At 39.2% G+C, this 15,595-nt stretch carries 12 protein-coding genes and 2 pseudogenes; 3 read left to right on the forward strand and 11 right to left on the reverse strand.

Annotated features, from left to right (window positions below; all coding sequences use genetic code 11):
- Positions 1–27 precede the first annotated feature (27 nt).
- Complete coding sequence (locus tag EZY12_27490; protein QSX70936.1) at positions 28–1,143, reverse strand: hybrid sensor histidine kinase/response regulator; 1,116 nt, start codon at positions 1,141–1,143, stop codon at positions 28–30.
- 307 nt (positions 1,144–1,450) lie between these two features.
- Here EZY12_27490 and EZY12_27495 point away from each other — a divergent pair, with 307 nt between their 5' ends.
- Entirely contained in the window at positions 1,451–2,170 is a 720-nt protein-coding gene (locus EZY12_27495) for a response regulator transcription factor (protein ID QSX70937.1), read from the forward strand.
- Positions 2,171–2,424: 254 nt separating this feature from the next.
- Here EZY12_27495 and EZY12_27500 read toward each other — a convergent pair whose 3' ends face one another.
- Both EZY12_27500 and EZY12_27505 read right to left on the reverse strand, forming a co-directional pair.
- Positions 2,425–3,003 (reverse strand): siphovirus Gp157 family protein, encoded by a 579-nt coding sequence (locus EZY12_27500; protein ID QSX70938.1) that lies wholly within the window; start codon positions 3,001–3,003, stop codon positions 2,425–2,427.
- Positions 3,004–3,005: 2 nt separating this feature from the next.
- The gene (locus EZY12_27505) at positions 3,006–3,209 is read right to left on the reverse strand and encodes a hypothetical protein (GenBank protein ID QSX70939.1); all 204 of its coding nucleotides are present in this window, start codon (positions 3,207–3,209) and stop codon (positions 3,006–3,008) included.
- A gap of 146 nt (positions 3,210–3,355) precedes the next feature.
- On the opposite strand from EZY12_27505, the gene EZY12_27510 reads away from it, so the two are divergent.
- Complete coding sequence (locus tag EZY12_27510; GenBank protein ID QSX70940.1) at positions 3,356–3,610, forward strand: hypothetical protein; 255 nt, start codon at positions 3,356–3,358, stop codon at positions 3,608–3,610.
- Positions 3,611–3,665: 55 nt separating this feature from the next.
- Entirely contained in the window at positions 3,666–4,286 is a 621-nt protein-coding gene (locus EZY12_27515) for a hypothetical protein (protein ID QSX70941.1), read from the forward strand.
- Between the two features lie 82 nt (positions 4,287–4,368).
- Here the strand turns inward: EZY12_27515 and EZY12_27520 are convergent, their stop codons facing one another.
- The 8 genes and pseudogenes from EZY12_27520 to mobC form a co-directional block, all read right to left on the reverse strand.
- Positions 4,369–4,593 carry a DUF433 domain-containing protein gene (locus tag EZY12_27520; protein ID QSX70942.1) on the reverse strand — a complete coding sequence of 75 codons (225 nt, stop codon included), beginning with the start codon at positions 4,591–4,593 and terminating at the stop codon, positions 4,369–4,371.
- A gap of 27 nt (positions 4,594–4,620) precedes the next feature.
- On the reverse strand, positions 4,621–4,857 hold the full coding sequence (locus EZY12_27525; protein ID QSX70943.1) for a UPF0175 family protein: 237 nt from the start codon (positions 4,855–4,857) through the stop codon (positions 4,621–4,623).
- Positions 4,858–5,131: 274 nt separating this feature from the next.
- Complete coding sequence (locus EZY12_27530) at positions 5,132–9,139, reverse strand: PriCT-2 domain-containing protein (protein ID QSX70944.1); 4,008 nt, start codon at positions 9,137–9,139, stop codon at positions 5,132–5,134.
- Between the two features lie 416 nt (positions 9,140–9,555).
- Positions 9,556–10,278: a hypothetical protein gene (locus EZY12_27535; GenBank protein ID QSX70945.1), complete on the reverse strand. Its 723-nt coding sequence runs from the start codon at positions 10,276–10,278 to the stop codon at positions 9,556–9,558.
- 300 nt (positions 10,279–10,578) lie between these two features.
- A pseudogene (locus tag EZY12_27540) lies at positions 10,579–11,484 on the reverse strand (relaxase).
- Between the two features lie 87 nt (positions 11,485–11,571).
- Positions 11,572–13,146 (reverse strand): reverse transcriptase N-terminal domain-containing protein, encoded by a 1,575-nt coding sequence (locus EZY12_27545; protein ID QSX70946.1) that lies wholly within the window; start codon positions 13,144–13,146, stop codon positions 11,572–11,574.
- Between the two features lie 556 nt (positions 13,147–13,702).
- Positions 13,703–14,377 (reverse strand): annotated as a pseudogene (locus tag EZY12_27550) (relaxase/mobilization nuclease domain-containing protein).
- 133 nt (positions 14,378–14,510) lie between these two features.
- Positions 14,511–14,798 (reverse strand): plasmid mobilization relaxosome protein MobC, encoded by a 288-nt coding sequence (gene mobC / locus EZY12_27555; GenBank protein ID QSX71028.1) that lies wholly within the window; start codon positions 14,796–14,798, stop codon positions 14,511–14,513.
- Positions 14,799–15,595 lie beyond the last annotated feature (797 nt).

Consider the following 15,595-nt stretch of genomic DNA (forward strand, 5'->3'; position numbering starts at 1 on the left):
CCCTATTATTTTGATATCAAGTCCTGATCACAAAGAAGCTGTTGATATAGGTAAATAAACTGTAAAAATACTGCCTTCCCCTACGGTCGATTCCACAGAGATATTTCCCTGATGGGCTTCAACAATTTGAAGAGACAAATATAATCCTAGACCATTCCCCCGGCGCTGGTGTTTGCCCTGTCGAAAGCGTTCAAATAAACCTACTTGTTCTGATTCACTGATGCCAATACCTGTATTTTTTACTACAATTGTTACGTATTGATGATGGCGATGAAGCTGAATTTCTACTGAACCGCTATCTGTAAAACGAATAGCGTTGCCAACTAAGTTAATCAGCAATCGGTATAATTCTATCCTATCACCCCTGACTCTTAATAATGATGATTGTTGCCTGTTGAATGTTGTTGTCAGAGTCAAGTTTTTCATCACAGCCAAAGGTTTGAGTTCCTGCACTACCTTTTGGCTTAACTCGCACAAATCTACAGGAAAAAACTCTAACTCTTTATTACCTGCTTCATATTGATAAACATCGAGAATATTTTCAACCATATCCAATAGCGTTTGATTACTTTCGGTAATTTGTTGGAGATATCCCTGCATTTCTGAGAGATTATCCCCAAAAGTTCCTTTCTTCAGCATTTTTAGCATTTGAATTGCTGAAGTTAAAGGAGTGCGTAAATCGTGAGTCATATTAATCACAAAATCTTCGCACCATTGCTGGGTAATTATATCTCGGTGATTGATACTGTGTTTTAGTCGCAAGAGCGAACGCACTTTTGCCAACAATTCTTTTTGTTCTACAGGCTTAATCAAAAAGTCATCAGCACCAGCCTGTAAACCTTGAATGAAAGAGGACTCGTCACAATTGGTAACGAGTAACACAGGTATGAAAGGTAAATGGGAATTCTGCTTGATCTGTCGAGTGATTTCATAGCCATCAATACTTGGAGTGAACGTATCTAATAGGACTAAATCAGGTGGAGATTCGACAATCTTAATTAAGGCTTCACTATCGCTATCTGTTACTGTTACCGTGTATCCTTCTTGCTTGAGAGTAGATTTTAGTACACAAACATTCTTGGTTGAGTCATCTACCAAAAGGATACTTTCTGTTGAACTTGAGTTCCAAGAGAAAGGTGTCATACAAATACCAGTAGATTTATTTAAATCAAGTTGGCTATTTCTTTTCTTTAATGAATCTTAACACTTAAATCGGCTTTCTTCACTAAAACTTTAAATTTTACCTACGTCAATAGGCATATTTTTTGATATGATTTTTTGCTTTATCTATATCAATAGATAGATTTTTTGCTGTTATACCTTATTTTGCCTCCATCAATGGGTAGACTTTGCTAGAATCCTAAAAAATTTAACCGATAGACTGAGCCGTTTGTAGTCAACTATTTCCCACGTTAGAAAGAGTACATTTAGCTAGTTGTTGAGGTAGGTAATGGCAAATATTAGAGCGGTAATTATCGAAGACCATAATTTGACTAGAGTAGGTATCCGTAGTTGTTTGAATGAGCAAAAGAATATTCAAGTGATAGGAGACACAAATACTGCTGCTGCTGGTCTAAAATTGCTTCAGAATACTAAACCAGATATTGCTATTGTTGATATTCGCTTACCAGATATGGATGGGATAACATTAGTGCAGCGGTTTCGACAATCTATGCCACCAGAAACAGCAGCGCAAACGAAGATCATGATGCTCACTTCTTTTGCTCAAGAAAAAATGGTCTTAGCAGCTTTTGCATCTGGGGCAGATTCTTACTGTGTTAAAACCACTAAGTTTGAGTTGCTATTAGAAGCACTGTACATGACTTATGAGGGTTATTCTTGGATTGATCCGGTAATCGCTCGTATTGTTCTCAAACATATTCGTCAATTGAAAATACCTACGGTAAAATTAAATATTGCTCAAACAGTGCCAATTTTTGCGCTTGATCCAGAGCAAGCCAGTATTCTAAAAGCAAATCCACTGACTAATCGGGAAATGGAGGTATTGGAACTAATTGTCCAAGGATTCAGCAATCAAGAGATTGCGGATCAACTCTATATCAGCTTAGGAAGCGTAAAAGTATATGTACGCGGTGTTTTAAACAAACTTTTTGCCAGTCACCGCACCCAAGCTGCTGTCATCGCCTTACGGGCTGGTTTGTTTGATTAAAATCACTCTTGAATTAATTAGTAGTGAGGGGAGCAACGCCATTTTGTGAAGTGCGAAAACTAAGACCAAAAATAGGCTATTTTAAGTTGCGATGGCTATGCCTAGCAAAAGCATTGCAACAAAAAAACCTGGAGTTATTGATAATTTAACCTCGCTCTCACATTTTCGGGTTGCTCCCCCTTGAATTATTGTCTTACTCTATTCCCAACCTCAACAACAATAGCTGTATAAGTCCTGATTACCGGAATAAATAACTATGGTAATAGTGAATCTTTGAAGTCTTGAATTGCCGTGGCTGTCAAAGCATAAACAACCCGCTGCTTACGTTCAACACGAGTACCATCTACTGGAATTCCTTTCTTCCAAGCAGCAATAATCGCTTTTTTATCTGCTGAGTAAACAGTCTTTTCTCTGCGGTATTTTGGAGGTAATTTTTCTGCATCTACTACTACATCACAACTTGGTGGATTTTCTTTAATCGTAATGCGAAGTGAATTACCAATCATTTGTTCAGGTAGAATTCCTATGGCATTTTGTTCTAAAATAGTTTCATCTAATTTCTGTCGCCAGCGTTCTAGTCTTAAAAGTGCTGATTGATGCACAGCTTTGAGATGTTCTAGTCGTTGCTTAACAGCAGCTATTTCTGCATCTAGTTGTAATGCCAATTCAGCTTGAATATCAATAGCTTCTGATTGAACTTCTTGAGTTTCCCAAATAGCGGTGATGATAGCAGATTCTTCTTCGGTAGTTTGACAATTAGTTAGTTGTTCCCAAAGATGAGCAGCAGTTTGAGAGAGTCCTGCTAAGGATTGTTGAGCGAGTGATAAAACCATGATTACCACTCTCCACAACTTTGATAGTATTCGTGTTCAGCTTCAATTTGGTTGAGAATAGCTATCATACCTACATCTAAATTAGTGTCGAGTAATAAATCTGAAGTAACCTTTTGTGTCACTTGAGGATTTTGCTCAGGAATGGCAATAATTTTAGGTTTCATTGTTGTTATACTTTCTGTTACAATTACTGTTAGTTGTTGCATTGTTTTGGTTGCATAACGCCATCATTTTGAGCGCGTTAGCGCATCTACCCATGTTAATATTCAACTAAAACTTAAAGTTTTTGAGTTAAGTTGGTATCAACTATTCATGATTTCGTAAATATCAAAAGTTACATCTGCCACTAAATATGAAACTCATCAAAAAATCTGACAAACTCCTTCAAGAAACACAAATTATAGATAAAACAAAAGAGCCAAATCTGCAAGTTGATTTTATTAATAAAATAGAGGAAATAGCAGTTGAAGAACAGCTAAAACGAGATAAAGAGTATCAAGAGCCTAACTATGTGCCAATGCGTGTTAATCCTGTAATTCTATCTGTTGGCAAGACGGGATGGCAGGTTTCTGATATTTGGAAAGATATTAGATTGGATAGTTTTTAACTATTACTTAATTCCACTGCTTTTTGATTGGTGAATTTTTATAAAAAGTGTGGTTATGTCTAGTGGTTATTATCCCGTTATTCTTTATCCACCCTTAGCTAGACGGTTTATTGGTGGTAATCAAGAACAGAAGCATCTCAAAGCTTCATTTCAAGGATGTGTGGCATTACCAAATGATAAGAGTACAGCCAAGCAAGGTGTGAGTAAAAAGCAGTTTTTTCGGCATTTACTGGCGGCTTTTTCTGGAAATTTGATTTGTCAAGCGGTTGAGTTTGAAATTCCAGGTTTTTCTCTCCGCTACTCGGCTGATTTTATCTTTTATCATCACTCATCTGGGTTAGCTCTCGATATAGAGATTGATGAACCTTATACTGGAGACAAGGGTAAACCTCACCACTGTATTGATGTTGATGATGATAAAATTCGTAACCGATTTTTCTTAGAACGGAATTGGGGTGTAATCAGATTTGCAGAGATTCAGGTGGTGCATCATCCTTGGAATTGTTGTAAGGTTATTGCTCAAACAATTGCTAAGTTGACAGGAGATAATAGTGTGTTTATGCTGCTTCAAAGATTAGCTGATGTACCTTTACAAAAATGTTGGACAAGGCGTGAAGCTAGGCTGATGGCTAAGAATAATTATCGTCAGTCTTATTTGCCAAAAATGCTAAAATAAAGCGATATATTATTGTTCCAATACAAAAAAACATTTACAATATATTTCAGAGCCTTCTGGTTAAAATCTCTTAATAGGAATTTTATAAAGATGCAACAAATAACTTTTTCTCTCGGTCAGCAGCAAAAGCAAGACAAGCCTTAATATCTTCAGAGGTCAGTTCTGAAAAATCTTCCAAAATTTCGGTTTCTGTCATCCCACCTGCTAAATATTCTAAAATGTCGTACACAGTTATACGCATTCCTCGAATACAAGGTTTTCCACTGCGTTTTCCAGATTCAATCGTAATAATGTCTTGATAACTCATGATCTCTCCTGCGGTTTAATCTTTAGTTTATATAGATTCTAGAGTTTCGACATCTGATTGAAAATCCTCTACATCATAATTGATACAAAGTCCCCGTAAAACAAGTTGATGTTGAAACTCAATTACTGTGAGTCCAGTCCAAGCACGAACTTTACCACTACTAATTTTTTCTTGCTGATAAAGCATAATAGCGATTTCTAATTTTAGTTCCCCTTCCGTCATTTTGCTGGCTCGGAGAATATCATCAGGTATTAAGACACTCATAAACAAGTTTACAATTGTAATTTATCTAATTTTAGGATAATTCATAGGGTGATAGATGGAATAGGTAGCGATCGCTCAAAATAATTAATACAAAGTCCCCATAAAGCAACCATAAGGTGTTTTATAGGATTTTTAAAACAGCCCATTATGCTACAATGTACTTCTTTTTAACAAAAAGAAATTGCTCCCACTCATAAAAAAGAGCAGCAAGCTACATCGCAATATGGTATTGCTTTAATCCAACTATAAAAAATCAGGTTGTTTAAGTAGAAACTTAATATTCAGGTTCTACTTTAACTAAGTGCAAAACCAAGTATCGCTTAATCTCATCATGAATCTCTTGCGGCAACACAGATATCAAACAGGCAATTAAAAAGGCTTTAATTTCTATCGTCGCTGCATTCACAGCCCTAGAAAACCCTTGCCAGCCAAGATGTTCACTAAACGTAATCACATCTTCAATGATCATTTCCGCCGATTCACCCCCGCCTTCACAGTCATACTTAAGCAGAGGTAAATACTCATCAATAAACCACTGTTCCTCCTTAGTCAAAACCTCCAAAGAATTATTATTAACCCTATAAAGAGAGTTATATAGGAGTAGTAATAATTTTTTAAAGCTGTTCCACCCCCCAAAATACTTCTTAGCAACTTGACTGAGCCAGGATTGAGAAATCCCAGCAGCTTTAGCTAATACCCCCTGACGAACCTTCTGCCAATCTGTCACCCCTGCTGCCACCAGTTGCTTGAATGCTGTTAATATGCCCTTACGTGTCTGTTGGATTTCCGTTCCGGCATCTGGACAAATATCAACAGCATCAGACTTAATGAACCTAGCATTAGGGTAATAGTCCGCTAAATAGGACAAATCTTTCTCACTAACCACATAATAAGTTACCCGCTCTGCCCTGCGATTAGCTCTAGTTCTACCTACACACTGCACAACCTCAGTCTGAACCAGATGATTAATCACCTCTTGAAAAGCTTCATTCTCTTTACCAACACTTCTATCTCCCGTTAAAGTTATATAAGCTTGTTCAGATGCTCCAATATCTTGATAGGGAGTACCAAAACTACAAATAGCTTGCTTATTTTCATAAGCATTACTACCACGATTATCAACAAACCAATATCCATCACCCTTGTTTTTATGTGCTAAGTGGTCTATGTAAGCAATATTGCCATCATGACGCAAATCTAATTCTTTTCTTAATGCCGTAACTCGTTCTTTTAACGGTTCGCTACGGTCTTTATTCAGCAATCCAAAGCCCGTAATTTGGTGAATAGTCAGATTACTATAATCAGGTGGGATTTCCGATATCACCAATATTTCCTCTGGATTAATCCCCAACTGCATAGCCATATTGTCACGGGTAGCAGTAGCATCCATCAAGAAAACAAACTCAAAAGCTTTGAGAACATCAACATGACGGGTGTTTTTAGTAGAAATAGTTAACTGTTTGTTCTTAACCCGTAAAGACCCTGGTTTAATGTCGCCAATGATTTCTAGCAGGGGAATTAACCATCTCACAGGTAAATTTTCGATATTCCTGTAAGTTTCTTGAGCAGCTTGTTTATTGAGGTGACTACGGATTAATTTCAAGGTTTTTCTGCTGATATTTGCGCGATCGCTCTTATCAACCCCATCTAACGTAATACTATCAGCTTGTTGTACCAATTCCTCAATATCTGGAGCAATAGTTTCCAGTTCCGCAATAATTTCTGGGATATCTGTGGGAATTTCCCCTAATAAATCCCGGATTAATTCATCATTGTACCCATGATAAGTTTCCTGCACACGGGGGATGTTTCCAGTCAGCAGTCCCCGCAATGGTAGAACCAAACCTTTGATTTTGTCATAGACTGCGGGTAATAGCGTTTGCACCTCCATCATCGAAGAGTCAAAATCCTTAGAACTAACCCTGATAAATTCCACAGGTTGTATTTGTCTGGAAGCTTCATCAACAACACCACCTGCCTTCATCTCAATCATATCTTTGGCTTGAGGTAGGGAGTTGATATTGGCACGAATTCGTTTAGAACCTAATGCCTCCCTTCTATCACGTCGAAACGTAGAACCATTGACTCTTGGCAGGGCATTACCAGCAGCATCTCTACCCGCACAATTAGCTCTGAGTTTACAGCCGTTGCAGATAGGATTAAGACTGGCTTCTGCGGATGTTTCTTTTTTATATCCTTTATTTGCCAGAGCATTAAATAAATGTGTCAAAGGACAAGTTCCCTCAACATTGGTTTCCTCCCCTAATTGAGGCCAGTGGACTTGGGGATTGCCTAACGGTGTGAGTTTGTTAGCATCTGCCACTAGTCCATCGTGACGGACTGGTAAATCAGTCCAGTTTTCAATAGTTGCTACAGTGGGGTTACGATGTTCGTTGCTGAGGTAAAACAGCATATTGACTCCAAACTGTTCTGGCATAAATTCCCCCACCGTATAAGATTTACCAGCACCAGCGTGTGATAAATCTAAGATGAATTTATGACCTGATTTGATTGCATTTACATAAGTGTGAGTCCGTTGATTTGAGGTAAACCAAATATCAACGTCGAGGTTGTTGTTGGCGACAAGTATAGTTGGTTCTATTGGGCAAACTATATTACCTATTAACCGTTGAGCTTTATTAGTGACAGTGATTAAGGTTTGGATAAATTCTTGAAAGTCTCTCTTTATACCGTGTTTAGCAAGCCATTCTTGTTTGCTGATTATGGGATCTGTGATGCTGGAGTGTAGGCTTTTATTAAATTCCTGATCTTGGTAATTACTATTAACAATATTCCGTTCAACTGAGGGAAATCTAAACCCATATTCTTTAGCAATGTGAAATAGCGTACCAATTGATATACCAGAACGACTGCGAAAACTCCTAATTTTGTCTCGAATATTCCAACTCGTTCCCTTAATCGAAGGACTCCACTGTTCTCCTATAATTTCCGCATCTACAGCACCATAATGAGAAGTTAGTGCCATTAATACATTTAGGCACTCATTGTAGTTGTTGCTGCCAGGACTTCGTGTGGGAATATAAGTTAATGCTTGTTGAATTAGTTGATCAATATCCCAGTTGTTAGCTTCTGCCCGTTCTTGAAATTGTAGCCGACGGATTGTAATTTCTGCTATCCGTTTTTCGTATTCAATTTTTTCTTGATAAGCGGTGGTTACAGCTTCATCTATCCAAGATTGAGGTAGTCTGACATGAGATTGAATTAAGGGGAATGTGGCTTGGCTATTGCCATAAAACACTCGTGAAGCATCTTTACAGGCGGGGTCATGGGGCAGATGCTTCATTAAGTAGCGCGTTAACACTTCTACTGTCTCTGCACCTTGAACATATTCAGGTAATACGAATACTAGTCGAAATTTGTCCCAGCCGGGTTTATGACTGGCTGTGGTGTAGATTAACGCGCAATGTTGTTTGATAAACGGATGTTCTATTGCTTCGTCTAAATTTAGCTGATGTTGGTAGATTTTTTTGGCTTGTCTACCATCTGATTTTTCAATCACATTACCGTTAATATCTACCCAGGCTTTATTAATCTTGATTGGTATACCATTTTCATCTAATGGATTACCATTTGCATCTGACCAAGTTGCGGCGTTGTCAATATCTAGTAATAACCACTGAGAACCAATTATATGAGATTTACTCCGCCATTGACCACCAAGTAAACCAGCACATAAGGCGTGTCCTTCTTCTACGTGCCTAGCTACATCCCAAATAGTACCTGTTCTGTCTTGGAAGTTGGCTGCTAGTTTCCGAAAATCCCAGTTTTTATCTTTACCAGTGGGGTTAAAAGCGAATTTGATTCTGTCGTTTTGGATAGGCTCTGGTTGTAACCGTGGTGTAAAATGAGTCTGTTGAATGATTGGTTGTTGTGGTTCTAGCTGTTGTTCGATCTTGGTACTAGATTCAAAAACAGACTGTTGTGGAGGGAAAGGAGGTACAACGGGATATTTAAACGGCGATTGTACTCCACCTGCATATAAGCCACTTAAAGAAGTGCTGGGTTGTGACCTCTGTTCCACTTTGTTCCACGTCAGCGAGGAAGGAGATATTCCCCCTGCTCCCGTTCGGCTTACGCTAACGGCAAAAGCCTGTTCTCTTTCCCCCTGCTGCTGCTGTTGAACGTGGGGTTGTTGTGATTCTGATAAGTTGTGAAAATGCTGTTGAACCGTTGCTTGTTGCGGTTCTAATTGGTTATCAACTTGTTGTTTAGCGTTTGGGGTTTGTGGTTCTGATGAGTTGTTAAATTGTTGTTGTGACATGATAGCTAATCCTCCAGTAATTGTGTTGGAGGAATTGAAGCTATTGGAGTTATCCCTTATTAGTAATCTTTTAGACGAATATTCAGAAATATAAGTAAGTAATTTTTCTGAATCGCTTTTTCATTAGAACTTACGCATGACGTATAAAAAATATCCGTTTGATACTGTGACGATTACGCTGTCCGAAGGCGGAAGCAATAATGAATACACACTATTTTTGCGTAAATCTTATTTATTTGTAAAATCAGTGTTCTTCTGGTTTTACATCTCAACTTTTTTGAGATAAGATAACTAACAGGGATATTTAAATTAGGCTTGTCAACCCAATACCCCCCTCCAATAGCTTCAATTCCATGATGGAATCTACTTTGAAAACCTTGTTGTCCCACCGGGACGTGAGGTTTTCGCATTTTAATCTATTCGTATTTTGTTAACCAAGCTGTAATAAACTCGGTTATTTCTTCTTTTTGGATCACAAACGCAGTGCCTTTTCTCCTAAGAGCTAGAATTTTCATATTTCCTACTTCAGCATAAAGATGGTCTTTGTGACTTGTGACTGCTTTGGTAGGAGGCCATAAAACTAAAACTTTAGCTGTGGGTGTCTTTTGAGCTTCACGGGAGGACATCCCAAATAAGGCTCTATTTTTGTCAAGCCACTTTTCATAATCTGCTAATTCAACTAGAGGGCAGGGTGTCCATACCTTTAGTCCATGCTTATCTTTTCTTCTAATTTGCAAAGCTTCTCTAGTTTCGTTATAGACAACTTTTCTATCTCCCCGCGAACGAATGGAGATAAATAGATGAGTTTTGCGCGGAAACCTGATAAACAAGTCAATAGGGTTCTTGTCTTCAATCTGAATGACTGGAAAAACTTGTATTCCTTTGCTTTTAAACTCCTCCAACAGTACGGTTGTTAATTTTTCTAGTCGCGCAATCTTTTCCACCCTGACCAATGGCTTGTAAGCCAGTCCAAAAAGCAACCAGCCAGCCGGGCTGATTGTGCTTGTAGCAATTGCTGAACCACTAGCTGCTAGAACAACAGCGGAATCAACGTTTTTTGCTTCCCTAAGTCCTTCTAACGCCGCTTCGTTGTGCGGCGGCAGTTGAAAATCAGTAGGTAGGTCTTTCACGGTTAACATTGTGACATCAAAAAATTAATGATGTGAAAATAGCACTTCTTTTCTAAATACTAATGCCTAACATAGCATTTTGCATTAATACTTATTTAACGATTAACAAAAATAATTCGCTTTGATACATATTACTTACGTTAATCAAAATTAAAGATTGTAACCAACTGTATCTAAAGTTTGTTCCCACAAGCGTTGTGTGTTTTTTGATTAGATGCGCCTAAAAGTAGTGGATACCAAAATTGAGTATCTCTTTGTAGTCTAAGTGAGTATTATCTCGAAAAATATTCAGTATTTCCCTGCATATACTTAAAGTTCCCAATCTAAAGTTTGTGTGATTTGCTGCTTTTTGACTGGTTGTTTTTTGTCAGTTAACAGTTTATTCCAACCAGCTTGACCGGGAGAAACTCGTTTGGATTGTGGTAGTTCAGCTATTATCTCAGATATCAAGTCTTCATTTTTCTCATGATCTTTAAAAGCGATGATCACTGTATCAAGAGACTGTAAAAATTCTAAAGGTATTTGTTCGTGATTACCTACACTCCAATACAACGTTGATTGTTGTTGTTTTTTGTCAACAGTTGATTCTAAGGCAATGACAGACAGAACCTCGATAGGGTCACTGAGTAACACCGCTCTTGTGACTGTGGTATCCGTAGCAATCCAAAAACTACCGTTTTTTGTTGCTTCAGAGTTGAGAGGAATAGCAGTAAATTCACCTGTTGGTTCTAGCTGCTTGGCTTGAGTGGGAATATTATCAAGTGTGCGTTCTACAAATACTGGTTGACCTGTTTGATTGGAATATAACCAACCCTTTTGATACAATTCATTGAGTAGAGCAATGGGTAAATGGTACTGCTGGTTTAAGTTTTGGCGTGTTTGTTCCCAGTTGGCAGGTTCTGGTGTTGGTAAAGAATTTGTTTGGTTGATAGGTGGTGTTGAATTCTCAACAAGTTGGTTGATTTCAATGTGTTTGTTATCCAGTGGTGAAGAAACTTTTATTGTGCTATTTTTAACATTTGATTTAATTTGAATGTGTTGCTCATCCGGTTTTGACTGATTGGATGTAGCATTTTCAACAGTTTGTTCCATCAGTTTTTGGATGCGTTTATCATCCCGCTTGGGAATATAGCTGACACCACGATGCTTTTGTAAACCAGGAAAAGTATATGCTTTACCGAGATGTGTACCACTGAAAGCTACACCATCAAGTTTAGGTAGAGTCGAGGGGGAATATTATTTCCCGCCCCTCTCTGTTAAATCTGGGCGTGCAGCTTTCGCTGCACCCAGCTTCCGACGTTCTTAGCTTTTGCGTTTGCTCATGTGAGTATAATCGTGGCAGCTTTCGTGAATTGCTAGAAGGTTTTTAGGTTTACCATTCTTATGGTTTCCATCTATATGATGTAAATGTACCTTCTCATCATTGAGCAATTTCAGTCCACAATGACCACATTTATGGCTTTGCCGTTTAAGGGCTTTAGAGGTATCGTTGTTATAGAGCTTGCTGTTACGCTCGCTCCAATAACTCAAATCTCCGTCGTAGGGTGATTTCTCACCTTTGACATTGATATGTTTGTTTTCGGAGTAAGGGACTGCTGGGAATGCCTTCTTTATTAGCACCTGGCTAGTAAGGCGGTTCTGTTTAGTTTCCTTGTTGAATACCTTAAATGCTCTGTGATTGATGTGCCATAGGGAGAACCTTGACCCGTCCATCTTGCAGAAGCGGTGGTAGTTCCTCCAACCTCTAACTACAGGGGCTAATTTCTCCGCCTTTGTGGTAGCACCATAATTCGAGTTGTTGACGATGTGTTTTACTTTCTTGCGAAAAGCCTTAAAGTTATCCACTGAAGGGACACATCTAAACTTTCCGTTTTTCTGGACTTTAAAGTTCCAGCCGAGGAAATCAAACCCATCTGTCGCGGCGGTTAGCTTTGTCTTTTTCTCGCTGACTTTCATTCCCCGCTCTGCTAGGAACTGACTGATTTTGTCAAGTATTTCTGTGGCATCGTCTTGGGGTCTGAGTATTATTACCATGTCATCCGCATAACGGATTGTTGGCTCTATAATCTGTTCCCTTGAGGTTTTGTCTGTAATTCTGTTCTTAGATATCACATGATATCTATGAATACTTTCAATCCCATTTAAGGCGATGTTGGCTAAAAGTGGACTTACCACGCCCCCTTGGGGTGTTCCTTGTTCAGGAAATTCTGGGTTGACTCCGGCTTTGAGACATCGGAAAATTCCTTGTCTTATGCTCTTAGGAGCGATGAGTCTATCCATTATGGCAGTGTGGTTTATCCTATCGAAGCATTTCTCGATATCGAGTTCTATAACTCGTTTATCTTTTCCATTGCAAGCTGAACGTAGATTGTTAAACAGGATTTTCTGTGCATCATGTGCCGAGCGTCCTGTCCTAAACCCGTAGCTGTATGCGTGGAACGTTGCCTCGTGTGCTGGTTCTAATGCGTACTTGATAAGGCACTGATATGCCCTGTCCGCAATAGTAGGGATTTTCAGTATCCTGGTAGTACCGTCCTTTTTGGGGATAGGTATTTCTCTTAGCCGCTGGTGTTTCCAGTTGCTAACGGATGCTTTTAGCAGTTCATTAAGCTCGAAGCGTTCCTTAAAGGTAAGGGACTTTTTGCCATCAATTCCTGCGGTCTTTTTCCCAGCGTTTAGCTGTGATACTTGACGGATAGCCAGTAATCTTGCTGCGGTTGATTTCAGAATCAGCTTTTGTAGGGACTTTGCTTTACGCTTGTCTCCAACTTGAACCGCTTTATACACTCGTTTTTGTAGGCGGAATAAGTTACGGCGGAATTTCTTCCACGGTAACGTCTTCCAAGATTCACTAGAGTTGTCTCTGTGTCCAATCATGCTCTGCTCCAATTTGTGTATTCTGAACACCTCAGACCAATTACGGTCTGTCCTACCCGAATTGAGGGATTTCCGCTGCTCGTCCAGCCTACTTAGGGTTCGACCGCCCTTAGACCATCAACCCGTTTTTATTCGTTCCCTCGGTTGATTGTTAGTTCCGTTAGGTGTAGCCATTTCAACTATTAGAACCCCTGGACTCTTGCCGATACTTAGTTAAAGGTTCGGCGGGGTTTTTAGCTCTAATGAAGTCAGGTTTTATTGTTGTGTCCTGCTTAGGCATAAGTTGCTTTTTGAGGCTCTGTTTCACCGTAGGAACTCCCCATTAGCACCAGTGTCACCCCACAACGGATATCTGATTGCGCCCTGTTCCTAGCTTCGACCTCCCGAAACCGAGTCGGGTCATCGTAGGCAGATAGGGAGTCATACCTGAGTCTGGTAGATGGGACTTACACCCATATCAGACCGAGAGTTCAACCTTTCCTCTATTACTAGAGTTGGGTTGGTTAGCTTATGTACGGGCTGGATACCGTGATTCAGCTAACAACGAATCGCACTAACTAATGCCCTTGACTTTGCCTGTGCGAGTATAGCTGACACAGACATTAATTCCTTGTTGTTGCGTTGGTGAAGTCGGTCTAAGGCATCGCTCTATTAACTCTGGCATAGTTGGGCGGTCATAGGTTGCTGCATCGAGCGATCGCTGAAGTTTAACTCTCACGCTTTCTTCTCCAGTCCTAGCAAGTTGCCTACGTTCACCAGTAGTTGGACTGTGTTGATCTTTTTCCCAGCTAGGTTGTACTGATTGTAAATTGTATTCTTTCTCTAATTTGCGAATCACAGCTTCACTTCTGGGGTTGTCCCAACTATCAGAAACTGTAATGCCATTTAATTGAATGCGACTGGCGGCAATATGGGCATGATCATGAGTTCGGTCAGTGTGTCGTACTACAACATATTGGTTCATATCAAAACCCATTGCTTGCAGATACTTTTGGGTGATTTCATCCCAAGTATCATCATCTAAGTGTTCGTTGTGAGCCAAGCTGAGAGAAGCATGATAAACAGCCCTACTTACCTTTGGATTTAATCTTCGAGATATACCAAATTCAGCCGCTAATTCCCGTGGGTTTGTTCCTTCCATATTCCCACCGATTTGTCTTGCTCCCTCTTTACCAAAAAGGTAGTTTAGTAGTCCTCGGAAACTTGTACCTTTGACGTGCTTGCCAATCATAAAACCTCGCTTATTCGGAGAACTTAGCAGCTTTAGCTTTAAGAGTATTAAGTTAACATCCTTTTTTATTACACCTTCTTGTACTCGTTTTTATCTTATTCCGTAAGGAATAAAAGAGTTGATAGTGCATAATTTACGCTTCATCTTGTATATCAGTAATTAAATCAATTTCAGCAATCTCTCGTCGCACTTGTTTTACCAAATTTCTTACCTGTTCCAACAATCCTCTATCAACAACCACTGGCTCACCCATGAGTACCGATGTATTGATAGCTTTAGCGATTTGGTTAAGGTTATTACCGATTTTCCCCAACTCCCAATAAGTTTGACCTGCCACTTTGGTGACACGCCGGGGCAATCTATTTTTGATGGTTTTGGCACGGAATAGCTCTGCCATCGTCAAGCTGTTTTCTGCTGCCATTTGTCGCACCTGTTCTTTTTCTTCTAGTGTGAGGCAGATATGAAATCTAATTGTGCGGTCTTTTTGAGGCATCGCTTAAATTATTTCAAACATATCTTTGTATTTCCATTTTGAAATATGCAAATTAATCAGTCATTAGCCAAGTGGATATTTTTTCTTGTTTTTTTGCAACTGATGTTAAAAGTGAATCTTGCTTTCGTTGAGTTTGATTTTTTTCGTATCATCTTTCCCTCCGTCACGGTGGTTAACCTACTGAGGTAGGGGAACCGTGAAAGGAGGGCAAGTTTGTCGCTGCTTTTTGACCAGGGCAAATTTTTTGCATCCTAGAGATGCACATTGCGACATAGCTTGCTACTCACCCAACGTTCTTTTCGACTGCTCGAATCAACAATTTGAGTGGCGTTGAGTTGGCATTCAATTGGCGTTGAGATGGCGTTGGATTGGCTTTTTTTGACCATTATTTTATCAATAAGGCTTTTTATTGACAGGTTAAATATATACATAATGTACTTAATAATGTAATATTGGCGTAAGCATGGCGTAGTATTGGCACTTAATTGGCGTAACATTGGCGTAAACATGGCGTAGTATTGGCACTTAATTGGCGTTGAAATGGCACATTTTTGGAATCGAAATTTTGATTAAAAAAGGAACGATTTGATCAACGCTTGTGAAAAAAAATAGCCAACTGGATAAAACTGGATAAAAATTGCTGCAAAAAAATAGTCAATAGGTGGATTGGCATGATTCATATTTGCCTTTAACTTAGAGGAAAGCTGTGAGGTGAACCACAATCA

The sequence above is a fragment of the Dolichospermum sp. DET69 genome, assembly GCA_017355425.1.
Classification (GTDB): domain Bacteria; phylum Cyanobacteriota; class Cyanobacteriia; order Cyanobacteriales; family Nostocaceae; genus Dolichospermum.

What these genes read in the sequence shown, in the direction of transcription:
- EZY12_27490 (QSX70936.1), bottom strand. Translation starts at nt 1,143, where the DNA reads ATGACACCTTTCTCTTGGAACTCAAGTTCAACAGAAAGTATCCTTTTG.
- EZY12_27495 (QSX70937.1), top strand. Translation starts at nt 1,451, where the DNA reads ATGGCAAATATTAGAGCGGTAATTATCGAAGACCATAATTTGACTAGA.
- EZY12_27500 (QSX70938.1), bottom strand. Translation starts at nt 3,003, where the DNA reads ATGGTTTTATCACTCGCTCAACAATCCTTAGCAGGACTCTCTCAAACT.
- EZY12_27505 (QSX70939.1), bottom strand. Translation starts at nt 3,209, where the DNA reads ATGCAACAACTAACAGTAATTGTAACAGAAAGTATAACAACAATGAAA.
- EZY12_27510 (QSX70940.1), top strand. Translation starts at nt 3,356, where the DNA reads ATGAAACTCATCAAAAAATCTGACAAACTCCTTCAAGAAACACAAATT.
- EZY12_27515 (QSX70941.1), top strand. Translation starts at nt 3,666, where the DNA reads ATGTCTAGTGGTTATTATCCCGTTATTCTTTATCCACCCTTAGCTAGA.
- EZY12_27520 (QSX70942.1), bottom strand. Translation starts at nt 4,593, where the DNA reads ATGAGTTATCAAGACATTATTACGATTGAATCTGGAAAACGCAGTGGA.
- EZY12_27525 (QSX70943.1), bottom strand. Translation starts at nt 4,857, where the DNA reads ATGAGTGTCTTAATACCTGATGATATTCTCCGAGCCAGCAAAATGACG.
- EZY12_27530 (QSX70944.1), bottom strand. Translation starts at nt 9,139, where the DNA reads ATGTCACAACAACAATTTAACAACTCATCAGAACCACAAACCCCAAAC.
- EZY12_27535 (QSX70945.1), bottom strand. Translation starts at nt 10,278, where the DNA reads ATGTTAACCGTGAAAGACCTACCTACTGATTTTCAACTGCCGCCGCAC.
- EZY12_27545 (QSX70946.1), bottom strand. Translation starts at nt 13,146, where the DNA reads ATGATTGGACACAGAGACAACTCTAGTGAATCTTGGAAGACGTTACCG.
- mobC (QSX71028.1), bottom strand. Translation starts at nt 14,798, where the DNA reads ATGGCAGCAGAAAACAGCTTGACGATGGCAGAGCTATTCCGTGCCAAA.